26 protein-coding genes, 1 tRNA gene and 1 other RNA gene are annotated in these 23,241 nt (G+C 65.3%); 16 read left to right on the plus strand and 12 right to left on the minus strand.

Annotation, left to right across the window (positions count from 1 at the left end; translation table 11 throughout):
- Nucleotides 1–108 precede the first annotated feature (108 nt).
- The 5 genes from pepQ to cydX all read left to right on the plus strand — a co-directional run bounded on the left by pepQ (nt 109) and on the right by cydX (nt 4,614).
- Nucleotides 109–1,425: a Xaa-Pro dipeptidase gene (pepQ, locus tag ACFPME_RS12545; RefSeq protein ID WP_377305799.1), complete on the plus strand. Its 1,317-nt coding sequence runs from the start codon at nt 109–111 to the stop codon at nt 1,423–1,425.
- Between the two features lie 93 nt (nt 1,426–1,518).
- Nucleotides 1,519–1,749, plus strand: a complete 231-nt coding sequence (gene cydP, locus ACFPME_RS12550; RefSeq protein WP_377305801.1) for a cytochrome oxidase putative small subunit CydP — start codon at nt 1,519–1,521, stop codon at nt 1,747–1,749.
- Entirely contained in the window at nt 1,746–3,317 is a 1,572-nt protein-coding gene (locus ACFPME_RS12555) for a cytochrome ubiquinol oxidase subunit I (protein ID WP_377305803.1), read from the plus strand. Before cydP ends, ACFPME_RS12555 begins: the two co-directional genes overlap by 4 nt.
- A 10-nt stretch (nt 3,318–3,327) precedes the next feature.
- Nucleotides 3,328–4,458 carry a cytochrome d ubiquinol oxidase subunit II gene (cydB, locus tag ACFPME_RS12560; RefSeq protein ID WP_377305805.1) on the plus strand — a complete coding sequence of 377 codons (1,131 nt, stop codon included), beginning with the start codon at nt 3,328–3,330 and terminating at the stop codon, nt 4,456–4,458.
- A gap of 15 nt (nt 4,459–4,473) precedes the next feature.
- The gene (cydX, locus tag ACFPME_RS12565) at nt 4,474–4,614 is read left to right on the plus strand and encodes a cytochrome bd-I oxidase subunit CydX (protein WP_377305808.1); all 141 of its coding nucleotides are present in this window, start codon (nt 4,474–4,476) and stop codon (nt 4,612–4,614) included.
- Here the strand turns inward: cydX and ACFPME_RS12570 are convergent.
- Both ACFPME_RS12570 and ACFPME_RS12575 read right to left on the minus strand, forming a co-directional pair.
- On the minus strand, nt 4,611–5,960 hold the full coding sequence (locus tag ACFPME_RS12570) for an aminopeptidase P N-terminal domain-containing protein (RefSeq protein ID WP_377305851.1): 1,350 nt from the start codon (nt 5,958–5,960) through the stop codon (nt 4,611–4,613). The two genes, cydX and ACFPME_RS12570, sit on opposite strands and share 4 nt — an antisense overlap.
- On the minus strand, nt 5,960–6,523 hold the full coding sequence (locus tag ACFPME_RS12575) for a UPF0149 family protein (protein WP_377305811.1): 564 nt from the start codon (nt 6,521–6,523) through the stop codon (nt 5,960–5,962). The genes ACFPME_RS12570 and ACFPME_RS12575 overlap by 1 nt, the downstream gene beginning before the upstream one ends.
- Nucleotides 6,524–6,635: 112 nt before the next feature.
- Between ACFPME_RS12575 and ACFPME_RS12580 the strand changes: the two genes are divergently transcribed.
- From ACFPME_RS12580 to rpiA, 6 genes are all read left to right on the plus strand, one after another.
- Nucleotides 6,636–6,875, plus strand: coding sequence for a TIGR02449 family protein (locus ACFPME_RS12580; protein WP_377305813.1), 240 nt, complete (start codon nt 6,636–6,638; stop codon nt 6,873–6,875).
- Between the two features lie 8 nt (nt 6,876–6,883).
- The gene (locus ACFPME_RS12585; protein WP_377305815.1) at nt 6,884–7,192 is read left to right on the plus strand and encodes a cell division protein ZapA; all 309 of its coding nucleotides are present in this window, start codon (nt 6,884–6,886) and stop codon (nt 7,190–7,192) included.
- A gap of 101 nt (nt 7,193–7,293) precedes the next feature.
- A non-coding RNA gene (gene ssrS / locus ACFPME_RS12590) (6S RNA) lies at nt 7,294–7,481 on the plus strand.
- A 133-nt stretch (nt 7,482–7,614) separates the two neighbouring features.
- Nucleotides 7,615–8,220, plus strand: coding sequence for a 5-formyltetrahydrofolate cyclo-ligase (locus ACFPME_RS12595; protein WP_377305817.1), 606 nt, complete (start codon nt 7,615–7,617; stop codon nt 8,218–8,220).
- A complete protein-coding gene (locus ACFPME_RS12600) occupies nt 8,217–8,684 on the plus strand; it encodes an EVE domain-containing protein (RefSeq protein ID WP_377305819.1) in 468 nt (155 codons plus the stop codon). Before ACFPME_RS12595 ends, ACFPME_RS12600 begins: the two co-directional genes overlap by 4 nt.
- Before the next feature lie 74 nt (nt 8,685–8,758).
- The gene (gene rpiA, locus ACFPME_RS12605) at nt 8,759–9,400 is read left to right on the plus strand and encodes a ribose-5-phosphate isomerase RpiA (RefSeq protein WP_377305821.1); all 642 of its coding nucleotides are present in this window, start codon (nt 8,759–8,761) and stop codon (nt 9,398–9,400) included.
- 18 nt (nt 9,401–9,418) lie between these two features.
- Here the strand turns inward: rpiA and ACFPME_RS12610 are convergent, their stop codons facing one another.
- The 4 genes from ACFPME_RS12610 to rplM form a co-directional block, all read right to left on the minus strand.
- A complete protein-coding gene (locus tag ACFPME_RS12610) occupies nt 9,419–11,326 on the minus strand; it encodes a chloride channel protein (protein WP_377305823.1) in 1,908 nt (635 codons plus the stop codon).
- 373 nt (nt 11,327–11,699) lie between these two features.
- Nucleotides 11,700–11,773, minus strand: a tRNA-Gln gene (locus ACFPME_RS12615).
- 68 nt (nt 11,774–11,841) lie between these two features.
- Nucleotides 11,842–12,234, minus strand: coding sequence for a 30S ribosomal protein S9 (gene rpsI, locus ACFPME_RS12620; protein WP_113723497.1), 393 nt, complete (start codon nt 12,232–12,234; stop codon nt 11,842–11,844).
- Between the two features lie 9 nt (nt 12,235–12,243).
- Nucleotides 12,244–12,672: a 50S ribosomal protein L13 gene (rplM, locus tag ACFPME_RS12625; protein ID WP_149364958.1), complete on the minus strand. Its 429-nt coding sequence runs from the start codon at nt 12,670–12,672 to the stop codon at nt 12,244–12,246.
- 160 nt (nt 12,673–12,832) lie between these two features.
- Between rplM and ACFPME_RS12630 the strand changes: the two genes are divergently transcribed.
- Together ACFPME_RS12630 and coq7 are read left to right on the plus strand one after the other, a co-directional pair.
- Nucleotides 12,833–14,023: a (Fe-S)-binding protein gene (locus ACFPME_RS12630; protein WP_377305827.1), complete on the plus strand. Its 1,191-nt coding sequence runs from the start codon at nt 12,833–12,835 to the stop codon at nt 14,021–14,023.
- Between the two features lie 13 nt (nt 14,024–14,036).
- Nucleotides 14,037–14,678: a 2-polyprenyl-3-methyl-6-methoxy-1,4-benzoquinone monooxygenase gene (gene coq7, locus ACFPME_RS12635; protein ID WP_377305829.1), complete on the plus strand. Its 642-nt coding sequence runs from the start codon at nt 14,037–14,039 to the stop codon at nt 14,676–14,678.
- A 51-nt stretch (nt 14,679–14,729) separates the two neighbouring features.
- Here the strand turns inward: coq7 and speD are convergent, their stop codons facing one another.
- On the minus strand, nt 14,730–15,515 hold the full coding sequence (gene speD, locus ACFPME_RS12640) for an adenosylmethionine decarboxylase (protein ID WP_113723501.1): 786 nt from the start codon (nt 15,513–15,515) through the stop codon (nt 14,730–14,732).
- Between the two features lie 371 nt (nt 15,516–15,886).
- On the opposite strand from speD, the gene crp reads away from it, so the two are divergent.
- Together crp and ACFPME_RS12650 are read left to right on the plus strand one after the other, a co-directional pair.
- Nucleotides 15,887–16,501 carry a cAMP-activated global transcriptional regulator CRP gene (gene crp / locus ACFPME_RS12645; RefSeq protein ID WP_377305832.1) on the plus strand — a complete coding sequence of 205 codons (615 nt, stop codon included), beginning with the start codon at nt 15,887–15,889 and terminating at the stop codon, nt 16,499–16,501.
- A gap of 112 nt (nt 16,502–16,613) precedes the next feature.
- Nucleotides 16,614–17,357, plus strand: a complete 744-nt coding sequence (locus ACFPME_RS12650) for a sulfite exporter TauE/SafE family protein (RefSeq protein ID WP_377305835.1) — start codon at nt 16,614–16,616, stop codon at nt 17,355–17,357.
- A gap of 68 nt (nt 17,358–17,425) precedes the next feature.
- On the opposite strand, the gene ACFPME_RS12655 is transcribed toward ACFPME_RS12650, so the two are convergent.
- The 4 genes from ACFPME_RS12655 to ACFPME_RS12670 form a co-directional block, all read right to left on the minus strand.
- On the minus strand, nt 17,426–18,133 hold the full coding sequence (locus ACFPME_RS12655) for an HAD family hydrolase (RefSeq protein ID WP_377305853.1): 708 nt from the start codon (nt 18,131–18,133) through the stop codon (nt 17,426–17,428).
- A gap of 2 nt (nt 18,134–18,135) precedes the next feature.
- Nucleotides 18,136–18,930, minus strand: coding sequence for an indole-3-glycerol phosphate synthase TrpC (gene trpC / locus ACFPME_RS12660; RefSeq protein WP_377305837.1), 795 nt, complete (start codon nt 18,928–18,930; stop codon nt 18,136–18,138).
- A gap of 86 nt (nt 18,931–19,016) precedes the next feature.
- Complete coding sequence (gene trpD / locus ACFPME_RS12665; protein WP_377305839.1) at nt 19,017–20,090, minus strand: anthranilate phosphoribosyltransferase; 1,074 nt, start codon at nt 20,088–20,090, stop codon at nt 19,017–19,019.
- On the minus strand, nt 20,087–20,683 hold the full coding sequence (locus ACFPME_RS12670) for an anthranilate synthase component II (RefSeq protein WP_377305855.1): 597 nt from the start codon (nt 20,681–20,683) through the stop codon (nt 20,087–20,089). The genes trpD and ACFPME_RS12670 overlap by 4 nt, the downstream gene beginning before the upstream one ends.
- A 676-nt stretch (nt 20,684–21,359) precedes the next feature.
- Between ACFPME_RS12670 and ACFPME_RS12675 the strand changes: the two genes are divergently transcribed.
- Nucleotides 21,360–22,514 carry an MraY family glycosyltransferase gene (locus ACFPME_RS12675; protein WP_377305841.1) on the plus strand — a complete coding sequence of 385 codons (1,155 nt, stop codon included), beginning with the start codon at nt 21,360–21,362 and terminating at the stop codon, nt 22,512–22,514.
- 224 nt (nt 22,515–22,738) lie between these two features.
- Here ACFPME_RS12675 and ACFPME_RS12680 read toward each other — a convergent pair.
- Nucleotides 22,739–23,241: right-handed parallel beta-helix repeat-containing protein (locus ACFPME_RS12680; RefSeq protein ID WP_377305843.1), on the minus strand; the 503-nt coding region annotated here is incomplete at its 5' end.

Raw genomic sequence — 23,241 nt, forward strand, 5'->3', positions numbered from 1 at the left:
CTACCCTCACCGGCTGTTCCGGCTCTGCGCAAGCGGCCCGCAACACTGCCCCGTCATCACGACGCGCTGAGCATCCGGCAGCAGGCAGCCCGCCGCACAGGAGTCTCCATGCACGATTCACTCGCTTCGTCGTATCCGCAGCATCTGGCCACCGTGCGCGAACGCGCCGACCAGGCTCTCGCGCTGGGCGGCTTCGACCACCTGCTGATCGCCGCGGGCGCGCCGCTGCGCAAATTCCTCGACGACCAGGACTACCCGTTCGTGGTCAGCCCGCACTTCAAGTACTGGCTGCCGCTGACCGACGCGCCGGGCAGCTGGATCGCGTACACCCCGGGGACGAAGCCGAAGCTGGTGTTCGTGCAGCCGCACGACTACTGGCACGTGGTGCCGGAAGCGCCGCACGGCTACTGGGTCGAGCACTTCGACATCGTCATCGTGCGCAGCGCAGCGGAAGCCGTCGCGCAGTTGCCGGCCGGCAAGCGCGCGGTGATCGCGCCGGCCTGCCCCGGCATCGACGGCGTGGAAATCAACAACCCGCAACAGGTACTCGACTACCTGCACTGGTACCGCTCGTACAAGACCCCGTACGAACTGGCGCTGATGCGCGAGGCCAGCCGCATCGGCACGCGCGCGCACCGCGCCGCGGAGGCCGCGTTCCGCGCCGGCGAAAGCGAGTTCGGCATCCACCTGGCCTACCTCGCCGCCGCGCGCCAGATCGACGCCGAACTGCCGTACGCCAGCATCGTCGGCCTCAACGAACACGGCGCGGTGCTGCACTACACGAATTTCGACCGCACGCCGCCGGCGCACAGCCGCTCGTTCCTGATCGACGCCGGCGCCAGCGCGGCCGGCTACGCCAGCGACATCACGCGCACCTACGCCGCGCCGCAGGCCGCCGAATTCCAGGCACTGATCGACAGCGTCGACGCGGCCCAGCAGGGTTTCGTGGCGAGAGTGCGCGCCGGCCAAAGCTACCCCGAGCTGCACATCCACGCCCATCACGTGCTGGCCGGCGTGTTGCGCGAGCATGGCTTCATCCGCATGAGTGCGGACAGCGCCGTCGAGTCCGGCGTCAGCAGCGCGTTCTTCCCGCACGGCCTCGGCCACCCGATCGGCCTGCAGGTGCACGACGTCGCCGGCTTCCAGCAGAGCGAACGCGGCGGCACGATCGCGCGCCCGGACGGCCACCCCTACCTGCGCATGACCCGCGTGCTGGAACCGGGGATGGTGGTGACGATCGAACCCGGCCTGTACTTCATCGACATGCTGCTGGCCGAACTGCGCGACAAGCCGTTCGCCGCCGACATCGACTGGGCGAAGATCGACACATTCCGCCAATACGGCGGCATCCGCATCGAGGACGACGTGGTGTGCACGGATGACGCGCCGGAAAACCTCACCCGCGATGCGTTCGCACTGAGCTGAGCCGCCGTACGATGTGTGCTGCGACATTCGTCCACATCGTCACCACACCGCAGCGGCGTATGCTGATGGGCAGGTAATGCACGGATCCGTCGCATGTCCCGCTCCGCGGCCTCCAACGCTCCACCCGAAAGCTTCAGCGCACCGCGACGGCCGCTGCAGCGGCTGACGCTTGAGCTGTTCGGCATCGTCGCGCTGAAGGTCGCGGCGCTCGCGTTGATCTGGTGGGTGGTGTTCGCGCCGCAGCCGAAACCCGACGTCAGCCCGGATGCGATCGCACAGCGGCTGGCCCCCACCGCCCACGCACCGCCGGAAGCCCAGCCATGATCCTGATCGACGCCGACGTCGTCACGCTGTCGCGCCTGCAGTTCGCGCTGACCGCGCTGTACCACTTCCTGTTCGTGCCGCTGACGCTGGGGCTGGTGTGGATGCTGGCCATCATGGAGAGCGTCTACGTGATGACCGGGCGTGAAGTATGGAAGCGCATGGTGCAGTTCTGGGGCGTGCTGTTCGGCATCAACTTCGCGATGGGCGTGGCCACCGGGGTGACGATGGAGTTCCAGTTCGGCATGAACTGGGCGTACTACTCGCACTACGTCGGCGACATCTTCGGTGCACCGCTGGCGATCGAGGGCCTGATGGCGTTCTTCCTCGAAGCCACCCTGGTCGGCGTGTTCTTCATGGGCTGGGAGCGCATATCGCCCATCAAGCACCTGCTGGTGACGTGGTTCCTGGCGCTGGGCACCAGCCTGTCGGCGCTGTGGATCCTGATCGCGAATGCATGGATGCAGCATCCGGTCGGTTCGGAGTTCAACCCGGCGACCATGCGCATGGAAGTGACTTCGTTCTCCGAGGTGTTCTTCAATCCGGTGGCGCAGGAAAAATTCGTGCACACGGTGAGCGCCGGCTATGTGCTGGGTGCGATGTTCGTGCTGTCGATCAGCGCGTGGTACCTGCTGCGCGGACGCAACGTGGATTTCGCCAAGCGCTCGATGACGGTGGCGGCGAGCTTCGGGCTGGCGGCGGCGCTGTCGGTGGTGGTGCTGGGTGATGCCTCCGGCTACACCGTGTCGCTCAATCAGAAGATGAAGATGGCGGCGATCGAGGCGATGTGGCACACCGAGCCGGCGCCGGCCGCGTTCACCCTGTTCGGCGTTCCCGACGTGGGCCAGCGCACCACCCACTTCGCGGTGAAGATTCCGTGGGTGATGGGCCTGATCGGCACCCGTTCGCTCGACGAAACGATGCCCGGCATCGCCGAACTGGTGGATGCCGCCAAGGGCCGCATCGGCAACGGCATCCAGGCCTACGACGCGATGCTGATGCTGCGCCAGGACAAGGACAATGCGCAGGCCAGGGCCACGCTGGCCGCGCACGACCAGGATCTGGGCTATGCCTTGCTGCTGAAAAAATACGTCGACGACCCGCGCCAGGCCACGCCGGCGGACATCCAGAAGGCCGCCGACAGCACCATCCCGAACGTGCCTGTGCTGTTCTGGGCGTTCCGCATCATGGTCGGCTGCGGTTTCTATTTCATTGCGCTGTTCGCGTTCTCGTTCTGGAAGGCCAGCACGCGCACGCTGGACAGCCGGCGCTGGTACCTGCGCCTGGCGTTGTGGAGTCTGCCGCTGCCGTGGATCGCGATCGAGCTGGGCTGGATCGTGGCCGAATACGGGCGCCAGCCGTGGGCGATCGATGGTGTGCTGCCGACGGCGCTGGGCGTGTCGTCGGTCAGCGCCGGCCAGGTGCTGACGTCGCTCGGCGGCTTCGTGTTTTTCTACACCGCGCTGGCGATCATCGACGTGTTCCTGATGCTGAAGTTCGTGCGCAAGGGGCCGGACGGGTTGGGCATCTGGCCCCCGGCGGTAGCCGCCACGCCATCCGGCCAGCACTGAGGATATCGCCATGTTCGACTACGCCACGCTGCGGGTGATCTGGTGGGCCTTGCTCGGCACGCTGCTGATCGGCTTCGCGATCATGGACGGCTTCGACTTCGGCGTCGCCGGCCTGCTCAAGGTGCTGGGCCGCGACAACGAGGAACGCAAGGTGCTGCTGGAAGGCATCGAGCCGACCTGGGAAGGCAACCAGGTCTGGTTCATCCTCGCCGGCGGCGCCACGTTCGCGGCGTGGCCGATGCTTTACGCGGTGTCGTTTTCCGGCATGTACTTCGCCATCGCGCTGGTGCTGCTGGCGTTGATCCTGCGCCCGGTCGGCTTCAACTTCCGCGGCAAGGTCCACGACCCGCGCTGGGCCTCGCTGTGGGACTGGGTGCTCACCGGCTCCGGGCTGGCGGTGATGCTGGTAGCCGGCATCGCCTTCGGCAACCTGTTCATCGGCCTGCCGTTCCGCTTCGACGACGACCTGCGCATGAGCTGGCATGGCGGCTTCATCGACTTGCTGCATCCCTTCGCGCTGCTGTGCGGGCTGGTCTCGCTGGGCATGCTGCTGGCGCATGGCGCCTGCTTCGCCGCGCTGAAGGCCGACCACGCCATCGCCGCGCGCGCGGTGGTGATCGCGCGCTGGGCGACCCTGGTGTTTGCCGTGATGTACGTGCTGGCCGGCGTATGGCTGGCCTACGGCATACCCGGCTACGCGATCATCGGCCCGGTGGTGACTGCGGGCGTTTCCAATCCGCTGTACAAGCAGGTCGCCCAAGGCAGCAGCTGGTTTGCCGGCTACATGCAGTACCCGTGGTTCTGGGCGGCGCCGCTGCTGGCGCTGGCCGCGGCGGTCGGAGTGCAGGCGCTGGTCGGCCGGCGCAGCGTGGCCGGTTTCATCGCCAGCAGCCTGATGGTGGGCGGCACGATCGCCTCGGCCGGCTTCGCGCTGTTTCCGTTCCTGCTGCCGTCCCGTCTCGACCCGCGCTCCAGCCTCACCGTGTGGGATGCTTCGTCCAGTCGCGGCACGCTGCACTTGATGCTGCTGGTCACCCTTGTGCTGCTGCCGGTTGTCATCCTCTACACCGGCTGGGTGTATCGGGTGATGCGCGGACGGGTCACGCTGGAGCAGGTGCGCAAGGCGCACGGCGGCTATTGAAGGGAGTATGGGCTGATGTGGTATTTCTCATGGATCCTCGGGCTGGGCCTGGCGTGTGCCTTCGCGATCCTCAATGCGATGTGGTACGAGGTGCACGCTGCCGACGAGGCGAACCGGCTGCGCAATGACTCGGAATTGTCGGACGAAGTGATCTAGGCAGCCGAGCGTCCGGCCAGCAGCGCCTCGATCACATCCGGCTCGCGCGGCACCCCGGCGCTGAGCACTTCGTTGCCGTCGCGGGTCACCGCCACGTCGTCCTCGATGCGGATGCCGATGCCGCGCCAGCGCTCGGCCACCGAGCGGTCATCCAGCGGCACGTACAGGCCCGGCTCCACCGTCAGCACCATGTCCGGTTCGAGCAGGCGCGATTCGCCGCCGACCCGGTAGTCGCCGACGTCGTGCACGTCCAGCCCCAGCCAGTGGCCGGTCTTGGCCGGAAAGTAGCGCTGGTAGCTGCCGTCGGCGATCGCCGTGTCGGCATCGCCCTTGAGCAAACCGAGTTCGCACAGGCCTTCGGCCAGCACACGCACGGCTGCCGCGTGTGCGGCACCGAACGGCCGGCCCGGCTGCACTTCGTCGATCGCCGCCAGCTGCGCGGCCAGCACCACTTCGTACAGCGCGCGCTGCTCGCGGCTGTAGCGACCGTTGACCGGAAACGTGCGGGTGATGTCGGACGCATAGCAGTCCAGTTCGGCGCCGGCGTCGATCAACAGCAGTTCGCCTTCCCGCAGCGGCGCGCGGTGGCTCTGGTAGTGCATCACGCACGCGTTCGCTCCGCCGGCGATGATCGGCGCGAAGGCCGGCACCGCACCGCGGCTGCGCATCACCCGCAGCAACTCGGCCTCGACTTCGTACTCCAGCCGGCCGGGCGTGGCGACCTGCATGGCGGCCACATGCGCATCGACCGCGATGGCGGCCGAGGCGCGCATCAGCTTCAGCTCGGCGCGCGACTTGTACAGCCGCAGATCGTGCAGCAGATGGCCGAGCGCCACGAACTCCTTGGGCACCACGCCGCCGCCGCGCAACTGGCGCAGGCGGCGCATCCAGCCGAGCAGTTGCGCATCGAATTCCGGCTCGCGGCCGAAATGGCAATACACGCGGCCGCGTCCCTCGATCATGCCCGGCAGGATGTCGTCGATGTCATCGATGGGAAAGGCGTCGTCCATGCCGTAGTCGGTCACGGCGCGCTCGGTGCCGATCGACGGACCGTGCCAGCGCGCGCGTGCCGGATCGTGTTCGCGGCAGAACAGCACCACCTCGCCATGCTTGCGGCCAGGCAGAAGCGCGAGCACCGCGTCGGCTTCGGCGAAACCGGCGAGGTAGTGGAAATCCGAATCCTGTCGGTAAGGCCATGCCGCGTCGGCGTTGCGCATGCGCTCGGGCGCGGCGGCGACCAGCAGCACGGCGTCTTCGCCGGCCATCTGCATCAGCTGGCGGCGACGGCGCGCGAACTCGTCCGGAGTGATCGCCAGCACCGCCAGCGCGGACACGTTGTCGGGGATCAATGCACGGTGCCGCTGGCGGACGGGTCGTGCGCAGCGCTTTCGGTGTGCAGCAGCATGGCGGCAACCCGCACGAACTCCTGCACCTCGATCAAGGCGTCCTCATCCTCGGTTTCGTTGCCGAAATCGAACGACGATCCGGCGACCGTGCCGAGGTCACGCAGGACTTCCTGCGCTTCTTCCGATAACTGCGCGTGTGCGGCGGTGCCGGCAAGGCCGAAGCCGCCGAGGAATCCGCGGCACCAGTCGACCATCGCGTCGGCGCGCTCGCTCAGCGGGCGATCGTCGGCGGGCAGCGAGGGCTCGAAGCCCAGTTCGGGATCGGCCAGCTCGGCTTCGCACTGATCGGCCAGACGTTGCAACAGCGCCTGATCATCCGGTGACGGGTCGACGCCATCGCCCTCCAGCTGCAGCGCGCCCAGCACCGAGGTGCCGCGCAACGAGCCGCCGCCGGCCAGGTAACCGCAGAGCGAACCGTGCAGTTCGCTCGCCTCGGTGCCCAGCCGCAGGCGCATGATCAGCGCGTCGATATCGTCGTGTTCCACGGGCCCGGTAGTGGTCATGCCACTGCTCCTTCAAAGGAATGACCGCCAGTTTAATGCAGGCATCGGGCCACCCCACCAAACCCTGCCGGCGACGGCTGATTTCCGCCAGCAGCCTGTTATAGTTTCGCGCATGAGTACGCCCAATCCCGTTCATTCCGACCCGGTCCACCAGGAACTGGTCGCCCTGGGTCAGCAGCTGGATCGGCTGCTCGATACCGTGCGTCGGCTCACCGAAGAAAACCGCAGCCTGCGCCACAGTCAGGAGCAGTTGTCCGGCGAGCGCGCGGGTTTGCTGGCACGCAACGAGCAGGCACGTGGCCGCGTCGAGGCGATGATCCAGCGGCTGAAATCGCTTGAAAGCAACGGTTGACAGATCCCATGTCCAGCAGTGAACCCGTCGCGCTGCGACTCATCGACCGCGAATTCCTGATCGCCTGCGCGCCGGAAGAGCGCGATGGCCTGCTTGAGGCGGCCGGCTTTCTCGATCGCAAGATGCGCGAACTGCGAGCCAATGCCAAGGCGCCGAGCTTCGAACGACTGGCGGTGCTTACCGCCATCAGCGTCGCCCATGAGTTCCTGACTTTGCGCAAGCAACATGACGGCCAGGAGCAGCGCATCAGCGATGGCCTCGCCGCCCTGCGCAGCAAGCTGGATGCCGCGCTCGAGAGCGATCCGCCGAAGCGTTGAACGGTACGGCACCGTACCGGCCATGGTTCATCCGCCGGATGAACCCGGACTGTCGCTCCCCAGTGGCACATTGCGGCCCAAGCGCCTAAAATCGGTCTCGGCGTTTTCTGCGATGTGCGCCAGCACACTCTTACATTTGCCTTGTTCCTAAATACGGCCCCGGGTCGGTTTCACATCGGTTGTTGTGCATGTCCGCCATGTGCGGAAAGCCTCGAGACCAATGTAGCCCTCCCACCTGATCCATCTTGGATCAAGGTCGTTTGGTGGGCAGCGGCATCGCGGTTGACGCCACTTCATTCCCTGCCCGGCTGCCCTCACTGGCGGCAACCGGGCGTCGATGTTCAGCGGCGTCGAGGCACGCCGCAACCATTCGCTCGCAGCGACGTCCGCCGGGCGCGCTTTTGACGGGAGACGCGCGACACGTGGACGCCACCGCCCAACGCCGCGAACTGCGCCGCAACCTGGCCGAACGCCGCAGCGCACTCTCCCCGCCCGAACGCATGAGCGCCGCGCAAGGCCTGCGTCGCAGCCTCGGACAATTGCCCGAATACCTGACCGACGCCCGCGTGGCCGGCTACTGGGCCAGCCACGGCGAGCTGCCGCTGAACCTGGTGATTCCGCCGCTGGCTGCGCGCGGCCAGCAGTTCCTGCTTCCCGTACTCGGCAAGCACAAGCACCTGCGATTCGCGCCGTGGCAATCCGGCGATGCCGTGGAGCCGAACCGTTACGGCATCCCGGAACCGGTCGAACCGGCCGAGTTGTTCGAGCCGTTCCAGCTGGACCTGGTGTTCGTGCCGTTGCTGGGCTTCGACCGTCGCGGCCATCGACTTGGCCAAGGCGGCGGCTACTACGACCGCAGCTTCGCCTTCCTCAACGAACAAGTGCGCCCGACCGAGCCGCTGCTGGTCGGTATCGCCTACGATTTCCAGGAACTGGAAATCGTCAATGAGGAATCCTGGGATGTTGCGCTTGATTTCATTGCCACCGATCGCGAGCTGATCGATTGCCACCGGGAGCCCACTGCATGACCGGACGCCCCATCCGACATTGGCTGATGAAATCCGAGCCTGAAGCGTTCTCGATCGACGATCTCAGGCGCAGGCGCGTGGAAGCTTGGGACGGCGTGCGCAACTACCAGGCGCGCAACTTCATGCGCGATGGCATGCGGCCTGGCGACAAGGTGTTCTTCTATCACTCGAACTGCGCCGAGCCGGGCATTGTCGGTATCGCCGAGGTCGCGTCCGACGCGTATCCGGATCCCAGTCAGTTCGACGCCAAGAGCAAGTACTTCGATCCCGCCAGCAAGCGCGAAGAACCGCGCTGGATGCTGGTCGACGTGAAGTTCGTCAAGAAGCTCAAGCGCACGATCACGCTGGACGAGCTCAAAGGACACGGTGCGCTGGAGGACATGCCGCTGCTGCGCAAGGGCAACCGGTTGTCGGTGATGCCCGTGGGGGCCGCCGAGTGGAAATATATCCTCGCGCTGGAATGATTGAAGCCCGCTGCCGCGAAGTCGTCGCGTGAGCGGGGAAACCTGAAACCACCCACCTCCACGGAATGCGCCGCATGAGCCAAGCAAACGAAAAGAAACTCGCCGGCGAAGCCGCGGTCCGCTACGTCGAGGATGGTGCCATCGTCGGCGTCGGCACCGGCTCCACCGTGGCGTTCTTCATCGACGCGCTGGCCGACCTGAAGGACCGCATCCAGGGCGCGGTGTCCAGTTCCGAACAGTCCACTGCACAGCTGAAGAAACTCGGCATCCCGGTGCTCGATCTCAACGCCGCCGGCCCGCTGGCGATCTACGTCGATGGCGCCGACGAATGCGACCCGTACAAGCGTCTGATCAAGGGCGGCGGCGCTGCGCTGACCCGCGAGAAGATCGTCGCCGCAGCCAGCGAGAAGTTCGTCTGCATCATCGATTCCAGCAAGCGGGTCGAGCTGCTCGGCAAATTTCCGGTGCCGATCGAGGTGATCCCGATGGCGCGCAGCCTGATCGGCCGCGAGATCGCCAAGCGCGGCGGCCAGCCGGTCTGGCGCGACGGCGTGGTCACCGACAACGGCAACTGGATCATCGACGTGCACGGCTGGCAGATCGCTGACCCGGCCGCGCTGGAAAGCGAGCTCAACCAGCTGCCCGGCATCGTCACCGTCGGCCTGTTCGCGCGCCGACCCGCCGACGTGGTGCTGATCGGCGATCGCGAGATGTGACGGCGCGGCCCGCCAGCCTCAGCCGCCAGCCGGCCTGACCGGGCGCTTCACCACGCGTCCCTTGCGAAAATGCAGGTAGCGCCCTGACTGACGCGCCTCCTGCAGGCGCTGGCCATGTGCGGTGAGAATGTCGCCGCGGGTAAGGATGCCGACCAGTGCGTGCGGGGATTCGTCACCCACCACGATCAGGCGGCCGACGTTCTGCGCCACCATGTGGTCGGCCGCCTCGCGCAACGAATGGCTCTCCTTCACCACGATCGGCTCGCGCAGCACCAGCTCACCCAGCGACAGCGTGTAGTGCCACTGCGGGTCAAGCAGGGTACGGCGGGTCAGCACACCACGCACGTGTCCGGCTTCGTCGATCACCGGGTAGCCCTGGTGCTGCATGTCAGGCAGCCCTTCGTTGAACCAGCGGCGCACCTCGGCCAGCGTCTGCGTGGTGCGCAGGGTCACCACATCGTGCGTGCACGCGTCGCGCACCACCACCTGATCAAGATAGTCGGCCGCGTATTCGGCCGGCACGCGCACGCCGCGGCGGGCGATCTTCTCGGTCATGATGGTGTTGCGCATCATCAGTGCGGAGATCAGGTAGGCCGCCGTGCAGCCACCAAGCAGCGGCAACAGGCCGGCTGGCTGGCCGGTGGTCTCGAAGGCAAACACCACGGCCGTCAGCAGAGCGCGCGCCGAACCGGCAAAGATCGCCGCCATGCCCACCAGTGCGGCGATCCGCGGATCGATGCCGAACTGCGGCGCGAGCGCCGCGATAGCCAGGCCGAGCAGGGCGCCCAGTGCGCCGCCAATAGTGAACAAGGGTGCCAGCGTACCGCCCGAAGTGCCGCTGCCCAACGCGATCGACCACGACAGGAATTTCATCACGCACAGGAACGCCAGCGCCTGCAAGGTCAACCGGCCGGACACGATGTCTTCGATGTTGCTGTAGCCCACGCCCAACGTCAGCGGGGCGAAATAGCCGACTACGCCCACCGCCACGCCGCCAATCGCCGGCCACCACATCCAGTGGATCGGCAGCTTCTCGAACACATCCTCGATACCGTAGACCAGCCGCGTCACGCCCACGCTGATCAGGCCCAGCACAGCGCCGATACCGACGTAGGAGAGCAGTGCCAGCAAGCCCGGCGCGGCCAGCGTCGGCATCGCGAACACTGGCGCCGACCCCACCATCGCGTACCGCACGCCGGTGGCCGCCACGGTGGCCAGCGCTACCGGAATCAACGAGCGCGGACGCAGTTCGAACAGCAGCAGTTCGATCGCCAGCACCACCGCCGCGACGGGGGAGCCGAATACCGCGGCCATGCCTGCCGCCGCACCGGCCGCCAGCAGCACCTTGCGCTCCGCGCCGGTCACGTGCAGCAACTGGCCGATGAACGAACCCAGCGCGCCGCCAGTGGCGATGATCGGGCCTTCCGCGCCGAACGGTCCGCCGGTGCCGATCGCGATCGCCGAGGATATCGGCTTCAGAAAAGTGATTCGTGGCGGTATCTTCGACTCGTTCAGCAGCACCTGCTCCATCGCCTCGGGAATACCGTGACCACGGATCGCGCGCGAACCCCAGCGCGCCATCACCCCCACGATCAGTCCGCCGATCACCGGCACCGCGATCACCCATGCGCCGAGATGATGATCAGCCGGCGAGGAAAATGCCGTCGAGATCCGGCCGTAGAACGCCAGGTTGGTCACCAACCCGATCAACGCAGTGAGGATGCGCGCAATGAACGCCGCGGCCACGCCCAGCACCACCGCCACGGCGGTGATGCGCAGTACACGGCGATCCACGAGCGTGGAACGCCGCGGCATGCGGGTGGCGTCCAGCGTCACGCCGAGCGATGGCGACAGGGGCAACGCGTCGGTGCTGCCTTCCAGGCGCACACCCGACGGCGCCGCCGGTTTGTGAGTTTCGGAGGTCATCGGTTTATCGCGGAATGAAAGCGGGAATTTTACGCTGCCGGGTCCGGGAACCGAAGAGGCAAGTCCTCGCGAGGGCGGTTGCCGCGTCGCAAATTGCCGAGCACAAAAACGTCGCGTCAACCGCTCACCCTCAGCGCGGCGAGAAGCCATGCCGAAGGGTCGCGCGTCGCCCGATAGAACAGGGGTTGTTGCCGTAGCGCAGTTCGGGGCGCTGGGAGACTTGGATTGTCTGGCCCATCCATGGCCAAACCCCACTGCGCGGGGCCGGGCTTCGGCTGTCCAGAATCGTTCCAGACGATTTTCGAACCTGCTCCGCCCCCTTATCTCCCCGGCCGAACAAAAAGAGCCCGCCATGAAGGCGGGCTCTTTTGTTTGGCTGGGAGACTAGGATTCGAACCTAGATAGACAGCGTCAGAGGCTGTCGTCCTACCGTTAGACGATCTCCCAAAAACAGCTGGATCGATGCGCTCTGACTTGGATGCATCGAACCGACAAACGCGATTCCGGCAGGGAAATCAGCGCTTGGAGAACTGTGTGGCGCGACGTGCCTTGTGCAGACCGACCTTCTTGCGCTCGACTTCGCGCGCATCGCGGGTCACGAAACCGGCCTTGCGCAGCGGCGACTTCAGCGTTTCATCGTACTCGATCAGTGCGCGGGCGATGCCCAGGCGGATCGCACCGGCCTGGCCGGTGATGCCGCCGCCGGCGACCGTGACCATGATGTCGAACTTCTCGGTGTTCTGGGTCAGTTCGAGCGGCTGGCGCACGATCATGCACGAGGTCTCGCGGCCGAAAAATGCCTCAAGCGACTTGCCGTTCACCACGATCTCGCCCTTGCCCTTGCGCAGGAACACGCGGGCGGCGGAGGTTTTGCGGCGGCCAGTGCCGTAGTTCTGCTGGATCGTCATGATGATTCCTTAGATTTCCAGCGCCTGCGGCTGCTGTGCGGTATGCGGATGCTCGGCGCCGCCATAGACCTTGAGCTTGCGATACATCTCGCGGCCCAGCGGGTTCTTCGGCAGCATGCCCTTGACGGCGATCTCGATGACGCGCTCCGGGTAGGTTGCCAGCAGATCTTTCAAGCTGGTGGTCTTCAGGTTGCCGATGTAGCCCGTGAAGCGGTGGTACTTCTTGTCGTCCAGCTTGGCACCGGTGACATGCACCTTCTGCGCGTTGATCACGACGATATAATCGCCGGTATCGCAATGCGGGGTGTATTCCGGCTTGTGCTTGCCGCGCAGGCGGCGGGCGATTTCGGTCGACAGGCGACCGAGCGTCTTGCCCGCGGCGTCAACCACGAACCAGTCGCGCTTGACGTTGTCTGCATTGGCGCTAAACGTTTTCATTTCAGAATACCTGTTCTGCCGCCGTGAGGCGGTACGCGTAATCGGTGGATCAAAGGCGCGAGATGATAGCGGAGCCGTCATTCTTGGCGCAAGCCCACCGACCGGCGGGCTGTGAGCTGGCAATGATAGCATGATGACCATGCCGCTTGAAAAGTCCCCCATGCGCACGCCTGCCGGGCGCATCGCCGAACTGGCCGACCACTGCGTGCAATGCGGGTTGTGCCTGCCGGTGTGCCCTACCTACGCACTGGATCGGAACGAGGCGGAGTCGCCGCGAGGTCGCATCGCGATCGCCTCGGCGCTGGCGCGCGGGCTCGCCGAACCCACGGCAGCTCTGCGCGAGCACCTGGATCACTGCCTGGGCTGCCTGAACTGCGAGACGGTGTGCCCTGCCCATGTGAAGTACGGTGAGCTGCTGATCGAAACGCGTGCCGTACTGGGCACCTCTCCGCAACGCCCACGCTTGTTGCTGATGCTGATAAGGCGGCCGGCGCTGCTGCGCGCGCTGCGCCGGATCGGTCGCTGGACTGCCCTGTCGCACTGGAAAAATGCGCTGGCGCGGCGGCTCCCCGACCATTCGCCATGGCGGGCAGCCCTGCTCAACCTTCCCGCAGGCACGCCGTCCTCCCGCGCCAGGGCCGGGCAGCAGCCAGCGGATGGCGGGCGGCGACTCGCCCTGTTCCCCGGCTGCGTCGCCAGTATCGACGATGCGCAAGCGCAACAGGCGGCAATTACCCTGTTGCAGGCCGTGGGCTTCCACGTCAGCGTGCTGCCGACATTCTGTTGCGGAGCGATGGATCTCCATGGCGGCGCCACCGACGCTGCAGAACAGGCGGCGGCCAGGGTGCGTCGCAGCTGGGTCGCGAGTGGTGCGACCCATCTGCTTACGGTGACGCCCGGTTGTCTCGGCGCCCTGCGTCGTGCGTTGCCCGGTGCAAGCGTCGTCGATCCGGTGGAGCTGCTGGCCGAACACGCCGCCAAGCTCCGCTTTCGTCCGCTGGCGGAACGAGTGGCACTGCATCTGCCGTGCACGCAGATGAATGTGGCGCGCACCGATGCCGCCCTGCTGCGGTTGCTGCGCCGGGTACCAAGGCTTGATGTGCTGGCTCTGCCGCGGCCGCCATATTGTTGTGGCGCAGCCGGCAGCCATCTGCTGGAATTTCCGCGACGCGCAGCGCAACTTCGTGACGAGACGCTGGGACGAGTCGCCGAGCTGGAACCGCAGCGGCTGTTGTCGTCCAATATCGGCTGTCGCCTGCATCTGGACGCCGGTATCGAACAGCAAGGCCTGCGCTGGCCCAGCCAGCACCCGCTGACCCTGCTGGCCCAACAACTGGAACAACACCCCTGAGCCAGGACTACCCATGACCATCCGCACGCTGAGCCCGCTTGACCGCCTGCTGATCGGCTGCGAACGCGCGCTGGAGGCGATCGCCGGTGCGCCGCAGGCGCAGCGCTCCTCGCCTGCCGCCGGCATGTCCGAAGCGGAACTGGACGATTCCGAGCGGCGCCACGCCGCCGGCCTGATGCGGGTCAACCATACCGGCGAGGTCTGCGCGCAGGCGCTGTATTTCGGCCAGGCCGCGCTGGCGCGCAACCTCGACAACCGCCAGCACTTGCTGCATGCCGCCGTCGAGGAAACCGATCACCTGGCCTGGTGCGCGCAACGACTGCAACAGCTGGACAGCCGCCCCAGCCTGCTCAACCCATTGTGGTATGCGGCCAGTTATGCGATCGGCGCAGTCGCCGCAATGGCCGGCGATCCGGTCAGCCTCGGCTTCGTGGTCGAGACCGAACGCCAGGTGGAAGCGCATCTGGCCGAGCATCTGGAGAAACTGCCGGTGCAGGATGAACGCTCGCGCGCAGTCCTGATGCAGATGCAGATCGACGAGATCCGTCACGCGCAGGCGGCTGAGCAACGCGGCGGCATCGAACTGCCGTTCCCGCTGCCGCAACTGATGCATCTCGGCTCGATGGTCATGAAGACCGTGGCGTACCGCGTGTAGGAGCGCACAAGGGCGCGCTCCTGCAAAAAACCGCCTTTCGGCGGGTTTTCGTCACATCAGGTTGCGGCCGTGGAAGAGTTCCTCGATCTCGCGACGCAACAGCTGCTCGATGCGCTGGCGCTCCTTGAACGAGAGGTCGTCGGCATGCGCTTCGAACAGATAGGTGTCGAGGTCGAAGTCCTTGATGTGCATCTTCGTGTGGAACATGTTTTCCTGATACACGTTGACGTCGAACATCTCGTACTTCTGGCGGATGTGCTTGGCCAGGTAGTCCTGCACCGAGTTGATCTTGTGGTCGATGAAGTGCTTCTTGCCCTTGATGTCGCGGGTGAAGCCGCGCACGCGGTAATCGGCGATGACGATGTCCGACTCGAAACTGTCGATCAGGTAGTTCAACGCCTTCAGCGGCGAGATCACGCCGCAGGTGGCCACGTCGATGTCCGCTCGAAAGGTGGCGATACCGTTGTGCGGATGCGTTTCCGGATAGGTGTGGACGGTGATGTGGCTCTTGTCCATGTGCGCGACGACGGCACCGGAAATGGTGTCGCGGCCGAGCTTCTCGACCACCGGCTCCTCGGAGATCAGCATGGTCACCGAGGCGCCCTGCGGGTCGTAATCCTGGCGTGCGATGTTGAGGATGTTGGCGCCGATGATCTCGGCCACGTCGGTAAGAATCTGGGTCAGACGGTCGGCGTCATACTGCTCATCGATATATTCGATGTAGCGGCGGCGCTGCTCTTCGGACACCGCGTAGCAGATGTCGTAGATGTTGAAGCTCAAGGCCTTGGTCAGGTTGTTGAAACCCTGCAGGCGCAGACGGGGAAGTGGTTTGACCACGGGCGGCTCTCCATGACCGTGCTTCGGTCAGCAGTAGAGGCGGGTTAGCGACAAGGGTCCCCGCGGTATGGTGTGAAGTACAGGCAAGGCCTGCACGACCCTTGTGAACGGCATGCGGCAGACTCGCCGAATCCGGCAGACCGCGAAGTATGCGGCAAAAAGAAAAGAAATTGAACCTGCGGCAAGCCGCCAAGGTTTGCCATAATGCCAAGATTGCGAGGATGGCTAGGGATGGGCATGCTGCATTTGCGGCGACAGTCGTCGCAGCCAGCCATCTGTCGGGGGTAATCGTGGCGCAACTCAAGTATCAGCTCCAACAAGCTTTTGAACGCTCGCAGGCGCCGCTCAATTTTGCGCCCGACCCGGCCGCCATGGAGCGATTCCTGGGGATGTGTCATCGCCGGCGCTATCCGGGCAAGACCGCGATCATCCGCCCCGGCGATCCGGCCAACACGCTTTACTACGTGATCGACGGCTCACTGGCGGTGTGCACCGAGGACGAACAAGGCCGCGAGCTAATCCTGGCCTACATCAGCCGGGGACAGTTCATCGGCGAGATGGGCCTTTTCGTCGAACAGGCGCAACGCGAGTCGATGGTGCGCACGCGCACCCCGTGCGAGATGGCCGAGATCAGCTACGAGCGGTTGTTCCAGCTGATGGAAGGCCCGCTGCGCGAAGAGTGCCCGAAGATCCTGTTCGCGATCGGCTCGCAGCTTACCAATCGTCTGCTGCGCACTTCGCGCCAGGTCAGCCGGATGGCCTTCATGGACGTTACCAACCGCATCTCGCGAACCTTGCTCGACCTGTGCCAGGAGCCGGATTCGATGACTCATCCGGATGGCACGCAGATCCGCATTTCGCGCCAGGAAGTGAGCCGCATCGTTGGCTGCTCGCGCGAGATGGTCGGGCGCGTCCTGAAGCAGCTGGAGGAACAGCGGATGATCGACGTTGCCGGCAAGACCATCGTGGTGCGCGGCACCCGCTGAGGCATCCGCCGGGAAATGACGCCCTCGCGCGGGCGTCGCGGGCGTCGATTGAACCGGTTTTTTACGCCCCCCGGCGGAGGATGGTTCCTCGCCATCGGTTGCGAGGCAGCGCTTGGACTACGGGCAGTTTCTGACTTTTGCTGGCGTGGGGCTGCTGGCCCAGATCGTCGATGGCGCCCTCGGCATGGCCTATGGCCTGATCTCCAATTCGATCCTGCTGGCGCTGGGCCTGCCGCCGGCGCTGGCCAGTGCCACCGTGCATACCGCCGAAGTGTTCACCACCGGCGTGTCCGGCGCCTCCCACGCGTGGTTCGGCAATGTCCGCTGGAAACTGTTCTGGCAACTGGCGATACCCGGTGCGATCGGCGGCGTGCTGGGGGCGTATTTCCTGGCCAGCGTGCCGGGCGAAACGATCCGGCCGTTCGTGAACATCTATCTGCTGATTCTCGGCGTCATGGTGCTGCTGCGCGCGTTCGGCAAGCGGATGACACGCCATCAGGTGCAGCACAGCGGCATGCTGGGTTTCTTCGCCGGACTGCTTGATGCGATCGGCGGTGGCGGCTGGGGGCCGCTGACCACCAGCACGCTGATCGCCCGTGGCGGCGCCGTGCGCAGCACGATCGGTTCGGTCAACGCCGCCGAATTCGTGGTGACGGCATGCGTGTCGGCGACCCTGGCCTGGCATGTGGGCATCGGCCACTGGTCGATCGTGCTGGGCCTGCTCACCGGTGGCGTGATCGCCGCGCCGTTCGCCGCGTGGCTGGTGCGGCATCTGCCCGAGCGCGCCGTGATGGCGGCTGTCGGCAGCCTGATCGTGCTGATCAGCCTGGGTCAGCTGGCGCACATGCTGAGGTAGGAACGCACCGCGTTCGCGAACGCCTTTCCGTCACGTGGAAAACAACATTCGCGCGCAGGATGCGCCTGCTAGAACCACTCGACCCGGGTGACCGCGCGACCCAGCGCCTTCTCGACCTTCTTGCACAACGTGGGCGTGCCGTTCACCAGCACCGCCTCACCCGCCTGCTTCAACATCGCCACGTCATGCATCGAGTCACCGTAGGCCACCTGCCAGGCAGTGACACCGAGTTCAGCCAGTGACTGCACCTTGCGACGGCCGACGTTGTGCCGCAGCAGACGCATCCCCAGCCAACCGGGCTGCAATTGCGAAGCGACGATTTCAAGTCGGGTCAGGCCGAGTTGCGCCAGGATGCCGCTGACCAGGACGTGCTCGCAGCCGGTCACCACGATCACCCGATCACCCTGCGCCTGATGTCGGCGCAGCATCTGCAGGCCATCCCGGCAGAACTGCCGGGGACGCCGCGCCAGCACATCGGCGAACGCGCCCGCAGCCGCCTGGTAGCGCCGCTCACCCAGCCCGAGCAGGGCAATACGCACCAGCAAGAGCGTCGGCAATTGTCGCGAGAATGGCCACTGCGCCAGCAGCAGCGGCGCGGCCAGCAAGGCCAGCAGGGGGCGCCAGAACGAACGCCGGTAGCGCTCCCGCATGAACAGATGGAACGAATCGCCCTGGATCAGCACACCGTCGAAATCGAACAGCACCACCCGCGGCGATGACGCGTCCGCCTCCGCGGTGGCCACCGGCACTGCGGACGGGGCTTCCTTCCATCCGATGGTCACGGCGTGCCGAACAACCGTCGCAGCTCACTGCCCGGGTCGTCGGCGCGCATGAAAGCCTCGCCGACCAGAAAGGCCTGGATGCCGCCCTCGCGCAGACGTGCCACATCCTCCGGCGTGTGAATGCCCGACTCGGCCACCAACACACGGTCGTACTCGATCAGTTCCTGCAGGGCCAGCGAAGTTTCCAGTGAGGTCTCGAAGCTGCGCAGGTTGCGGTTATTGACGCCGATCAAGGGCACCGGCAGTGCCAGCGCACGCTCCAGCTCCTCCTCGTCATGCACTTCGCACAGCACGTCCAGGCCGAGCTCGGCGGCGAGCAGCGACAACTGCCGTAGCACATCGTCATCCAGCGCAGCGACGATCAGCAGGATGCAGTCGGCGCCGATCGCGCGGGCTTCATAGACCTGATACGGGTCGATGATGAAATCCTTGCGCAGCAGCGGCAGCGAACAGGCCGCCCGGGCTTGCTGCAGAAAGGCCTCGCTGCCCTGAAAGAAATCACTGTCGGTCAACACCGACAGACAAGCCGCGCCGGCCGCCTCGTAGCTGCGCGCGATTGCCGCCGGGTCGAAGTTGGCGCGGATCACGCCCTTGCTGGGGCTGGCCTTCTTCACCTCGGCGATCACCGCAGGCAAGCCGGCGGCGATCTTCGCTTCGATCGCCGCGGCGAAGCCCCGGGTCGCCGGCAGCTGCGCGATGCGTGCCATCAACTCGCCCTGCGGCAGCTTGATCTGGCGTTCGGCAATCTCTTCCGCCTTGCGGGCAAGAATGCGATTGAGGATGTCGGTCATGGCGTCTCGTGGGTCTGTAGAACATTTTGCGCGCGCCAGGCTTCGATGCTGCCACTTCGCCGAGGCGCGCGCACCTTTCCGCACATCTAGCCCCGCGCAGCAAGCCGCTGCGTGGCTGTCACGAAGGCCTGCATTTTCGCATGCGCGGCACCGCTGGCAATCGTGACGCGGGCGAGCTCGATGCCATCGGCGATGGTATCGGCTACATCTGCCGCGTACAGCGCCGCACCGGCGTTCAGGCAGACGATGTCATGCGGAACGCCACGGTGGCCCCGCAACGCATCCAGCAGCATCGCCTTGGACTCCTCCGCATTTTCCACGCGCAGGTTGCGGCTTGACGCCATCGCCAGTCCGTAATCCTCCGGCTCGATCTCGTACTCACGCACCACGCCATGGCGCAACTCGCCGACCAAGGTGGCCGCGCCCAACGAAATTTCGTCCATGCCGTCGCGCCCCCACACCACCATCGCGTGGTCCGCACCGAGCGCCTGCAGCGCGCGCACCTGGATGCCGACCAGATCCGGATGGAACACGCCCATCAGGATGTTCGGCGCACCGGCCGGATTGGTCAGCGGGCCGAGAATGTTGAACAGCGTGCGTACGCCCATCTCCTTGCGCACGGGTGCCACGACCTTCATCGCCGGATGGTGGTTCGGCGCGAACATGAAGCCGATGTCGGTTTCGACCATGCACCGCGCCACCTGCGCCGGTGCAAGATCGATGGACGCGCCCAGCGCCTCCAGCACATCGGCGCTGCCGGATTTCGACGATACGCTACGACCGCCGTGCTTGGCCACGCGCGCTCCGGCCGCCGCCGCCACGAACATGGCAGCGGTGGAGATATTGAAGCTGGATGCCCCATCGCCACCGGTGCCGACGATATCGAGAAAGTGAGGGTGCAGCGGTGCCTCGACCTTGGCCGACAGCTCGCGCATCACGCGCGCCGCACCGGTTATCTCGCCCACGGTTTCCTTCTTCACGCGCAGGCCGGTGATGATCGCCGCCGTCATCAGCGGGCTCACCTCGCCGTTCATGATCTGGCGCATCAACGCGATCATCTCGTCGTGGAAGATCTCGCGATGCTCGATCGTGCGCTGCAGGGCTTCCTGCGGTGTGATCGTGATCTCGCGCTCGGCCTTGTCGATCACGCCCGCGCTCATGCCGCCAGCCGCAACGGCAAGCCGAGGAAGTTGCGCAACAGATCATGGCCGTGCTGGGTCAGGATCGATTCGGGATGAAACTGCACCCCTTCCACGGCCAGCGTCTTGTGGCGCAGGCCCATGATCTCGTCGATCGAACCGTCCGGGTGTTCCGTCCATGCGGTGACTTCCAGGCAGTCCGGCAACGACGATTGCTCCACCACGAGCGAGTGGTAGCGGGTTGCCTCGAATGGATCCGGCAAACCGGCGAATACGCCCTGCCCGTGATGCCGCACAGCTGAGGTCTTGCCATGCATGATCTGTTTGGCGCGGATCACCTTGCCGCCAAACACCTGGCCGATCGCCTGGTGGCCCAGGCATACACCGAACACCGGAATGTCGCCAGCCAGTTCGCGCAGCACATCCAGCGACATGCCCGAATCATCCGGCGTGCCTGGCCCCGGCGAAATCATGATGTGCGATGGCCGCAGCGCACGGATGCCGGCGATGTCCAGCGCATCGTTGCGCACAACCTTCACCGTTTGACCCAACTCGCCAAGGTACTGCACGAGGTTGAAGGTGAAACTATCGTAGTTGTCGATCATCAAAAGCATGGCGGCGCGACCTGTGGTGGAGACCGGAAATTCTGAAAACAGCTGTCGTCGACACTGAAGCGGATTCAAACGCCCGCCGTCATTCGCGCGCTGGCGGGAAACCATCCGATCAGTACAAGCCAATACGGCTGACCAGCGACGGCTGCCCAGCGCCGCTGCCACGGTAGCGGAGATGGCCAGGGTTTCCCCAGAGCCAGTCGCTTTCGACCCCAACATTGTGCCGGACAGCGGTAGCAGTTCCAACTGATCGCCCATGCGGCGTGCCTAAACGCCAGTCGATCCCATGCTTGCGCGAACCTCGAATCTTCGGCGCGCCGTCCAGCGGACTTCGATCCGGGCATGCCGTGACCGGAAAGCGCGGTGGCCTGCGCATCGCCTGGTTCCGTCATCCCGCCGTCGCAGCGCGGCGAACAATTCGCCCCCGTCGCCGATCGCTCATCTGTAACAAACATCGGACGCCAGACCCGGGAGTTCGTGCCGCGCCGGACTGCCTGCACCGCGATCACGCTTTTTTGACCCTGCATCGACGGACGCCTTCCTAGTCTCTCCGCAGCCTCGATCGCTGGGGCTGCGGGAACAGGGATCCATCACCTCTCGGATTGTCGTGCGTGAGGTCCTCTGGCTGCGTGGTGCCGGTCCCGGGCCATGGCTGCTTCAGCGATCAGGAATGTTGCCCATGCTGCCTTACCGAATACTTCTCTCGCTTGCGAGCGCCGCTGCGTCGTCGGCATTTGCCATCGCTTTCCTGTACCGCTATGCGGAAGTTCTCGGGCTGGTCGACCGGCCCAACGAACGCAAGAAGCATGTGGGAAACATTCCTGTCATCGGTGGTCTATGCGCGTTCTTCGGCGTGCTGGCAGGCGTGCTCGTCGCAGGTCAGGAGCATCCGTTCGCCAGTTATGTCCTGGCGACGGCGGCGGTACTGGTTCTGGTCGGCGCCATCGACGACCGCCGGGAGCTGGACGTGCTTCCCCGCCTGCTCGTTCAGACCGCCGCGGTGCTCACCGTAGTGGCATGTACCGGCGTGCATATACACACGCTCGGCCATCTGTTTGGCGTGGAAATGGAACTGGGCGTCTTTGGCGTGCCGCTTACCCTGATCGCGGTCATCGGCCTGCTGAATGCGTTCAACATGATGGATGGCATCGACGGACTGGCCGGCGCGCTGACCATGGTGAGCGTGGCAACCATCGCCGCCTACGAAGGCCCTTCGCGTTGGCACAGCATCACGCTGCCGCTGTTGATGGCTTCGGCGCTCCTGCCGTATCTGGCCGTGAATCTGGGATTGATCGGCAGGAAAATCTTCCTGGGCGATGCCGGCAGCGTAATGGTGGGTTATGTGCTGGCGTGGACACTCATCAAACTGAGCCAGGACAACCCCGCCCACCTGTCGACCATCGATGTGCTGTGGTGCGTGGCGCTGCCGGTGCTGGACACGCTTGCGGTGATGGTGCGCCGCCTGCGCGAGGGCAAATCGCCGTTCAAGCCGGACCGTGGCCATATCCACCATCTTTTGCTGAATGCGGGGCTCACACCGCGCACCACCCTCGCCGCCCTGGTCTTGCTGGCCGTCGCGCTGGCGTATCTGGGCACGTTCACCCGGATGTTCAATGCGGGCAGCAATCTGCTCGCGTTCAGTGCGCTGACACTCATCTACATAACTGCGCACAGGCGTGTCTGGTTGAGGCAGCAATCCGGTCGTGCCGCGAGCGGCGCACCCGTATCGGTGCAGTACACCTTCATCGAACGCCGGGTCGCCAACCGATCGGCATCACAGAACAGCAACTACCAGCGGCGCCGAAGCGATATGCGACGCGTCGCTGACGCGTAGTTCAGACGAGCCGCCAGAGAGGCCCCGCCATGCCCGTGCGTGCAAGTCCACGGAGAGTCGCCCGACGCGAATCTGCGCGCGCGATGGAAAAAAAATGCAGCATCCCGAGGGAATGCTGCATGGGGGCGGATCGTTGGCTCGGGACGGCTAGATTGGTCTCACACCCTCCCCAAGGCCGCTGCGAAGCAATCGCAGCATTGTGGCGAGCGCGCTCGCCGAGGCGGTTACGGTTGCGGGGAAAGCGTATTGCCGGACAACGTGATGTTCTGGGCGAGTGGGTCGATATCCAGATCGCGAGGGCTCCGGGTCAGGGTGTAGATCGACTTGTTGTTGGTTACGAACCAGCGCGTGCTGTTGTAGGTGATCTTGTTGTTGGTGATTTTCACATCATGCGCGGGCGACGTCAGGTAAATCCCGTCGAAATCATTTTCCGTGATCAGGTTGCCTGCAATCCAGGCGTTGCTGGCGGTGGCCCGGATGTACGCGCCATACCCATGGTTGCCTTTGAGCGTGCTCCATTTGACCACCACCCCACTCACGTTGGCGCTCATCTCCAGTCCATTGCCGTTGTTGCCGATCATGCGGCTGGCTTCGATGCGGATGTTCCGGCTCAGACCCTGGCTCTGGGGTTCGATGTCGATGCCGTGCTCCGGTTTGGTGCCGTGCGTATTGCTGAATGTGCTGTTGTACACATAGACGCGGTCCACCGGGCCGAACGACAGGCCCT

The organism is Rhodanobacter umsongensis (assembly GCF_042654965.1).
In the GTDB taxonomy this organism is placed as follows: Bacteria; Pseudomonadota; Gammaproteobacteria; order Xanthomonadales; family Rhodanobacteraceae; genus Rhodanobacter; species Rhodanobacter umsongensis.

What these genes read in the sequence shown, in the direction of transcription:
- pepQ (WP_377305799.1), top strand. Translation starts at nt 109, where the DNA reads ATGCACGATTCACTCGCTTCGTCGTATCCGCAGCATCTGGCCACCGTG.
- cydP (WP_377305801.1), top strand. Translation starts at nt 1,519, where the DNA reads ATGTCCCGCTCCGCGGCCTCCAACGCTCCACCCGAAAGCTTCAGCGCA.
- ACFPME_RS12555 (WP_377305803.1), top strand. Translation starts at nt 1,746, where the DNA reads ATGATCCTGATCGACGCCGACGTCGTCACGCTGTCGCGCCTGCAGTTC.
- cydB (WP_377305805.1), top strand. Translation starts at nt 3,328, where the DNA reads ATGTTCGACTACGCCACGCTGCGGGTGATCTGGTGGGCCTTGCTCGGC.
- cydX (WP_377305808.1), top strand. Translation starts at nt 4,474, where the DNA reads ATGTGGTATTTCTCATGGATCCTCGGGCTGGGCCTGGCGTGTGCCTTC.
- ACFPME_RS12575 (WP_377305811.1), bottom strand. Translation starts at nt 6,523, where the DNA reads ATGACCACTACCGGGCCCGTGGAACACGACGATATCGACGCGCTGATC.
- ACFPME_RS12580 (WP_377305813.1), top strand. Translation starts at nt 6,636, where the DNA reads ATGAGTACGCCCAATCCCGTTCATTCCGACCCGGTCCACCAGGAACTG.
- ACFPME_RS12585 (WP_377305815.1), top strand. Translation starts at nt 6,884, where the DNA reads ATGTCCAGCAGTGAACCCGTCGCGCTGCGACTCATCGACCGCGAATTC.
- ACFPME_RS12600 (WP_377305819.1), top strand. Translation starts at nt 8,217, where the DNA reads ATGACCGGACGCCCCATCCGACATTGGCTGATGAAATCCGAGCCTGAA.
- rpiA (WP_377305821.1), top strand. Translation starts at nt 8,759, where the DNA reads ATGAGCCAAGCAAACGAAAAGAAACTCGCCGGCGAAGCCGCGGTCCGC.
- ACFPME_RS12610 (WP_377305823.1), bottom strand. Translation starts at nt 11,326, where the DNA reads ATGACCTCCGAAACTCACAAACCGGCGGCGCCGTCGGGTGTGCGCCTG.
- rpsI (WP_113723497.1), bottom strand. Translation starts at nt 12,234, where the DNA reads ATGACGATCCAGCAGAACTACGGCACTGGCCGCCGCAAAACCTCCGCC.
- rplM (WP_149364958.1), bottom strand. Translation starts at nt 12,672, where the DNA reads ATGAAAACGTTTAGCGCCAATGCAGACAACGTCAAGCGCGACTGGTTC.
- ACFPME_RS12630 (WP_377305827.1), top strand. Translation starts at nt 12,833, where the DNA reads ATGCGCACGCCTGCCGGGCGCATCGCCGAACTGGCCGACCACTGCGTG.
- coq7 (WP_377305829.1), top strand. Translation starts at nt 14,037, where the DNA reads ATGACCATCCGCACGCTGAGCCCGCTTGACCGCCTGCTGATCGGCTGC.
- crp (WP_377305832.1), top strand. Translation starts at nt 15,887, where the DNA reads ATGGAGCGATTCCTGGGGATGTGTCATCGCCGGCGCTATCCGGGCAAG.
- trpC (WP_377305837.1), bottom strand. Translation starts at nt 18,930, where the DNA reads ATGACCGACATCCTCAATCGCATTCTTGCCCGCAAGGCGGAAGAGATT.
- trpD (WP_377305839.1), bottom strand. Translation starts at nt 20,090, where the DNA reads ATGAGCGCGGGCGTGATCGACAAGGCCGAGCGCGAGATCACGATCACA.
- ACFPME_RS12670 (WP_377305855.1), bottom strand. Translation starts at nt 20,683, where the DNA reads ATGCTTTTGATGATCGACAACTACGATAGTTTCACCTTCAACCTCGTG.
- ACFPME_RS12675 (WP_377305841.1), top strand. Translation starts at nt 21,360, where the DNA reads ATGCTGCCTTACCGAATACTTCTCTCGCTTGCGAGCGCCGCTGCGTCG.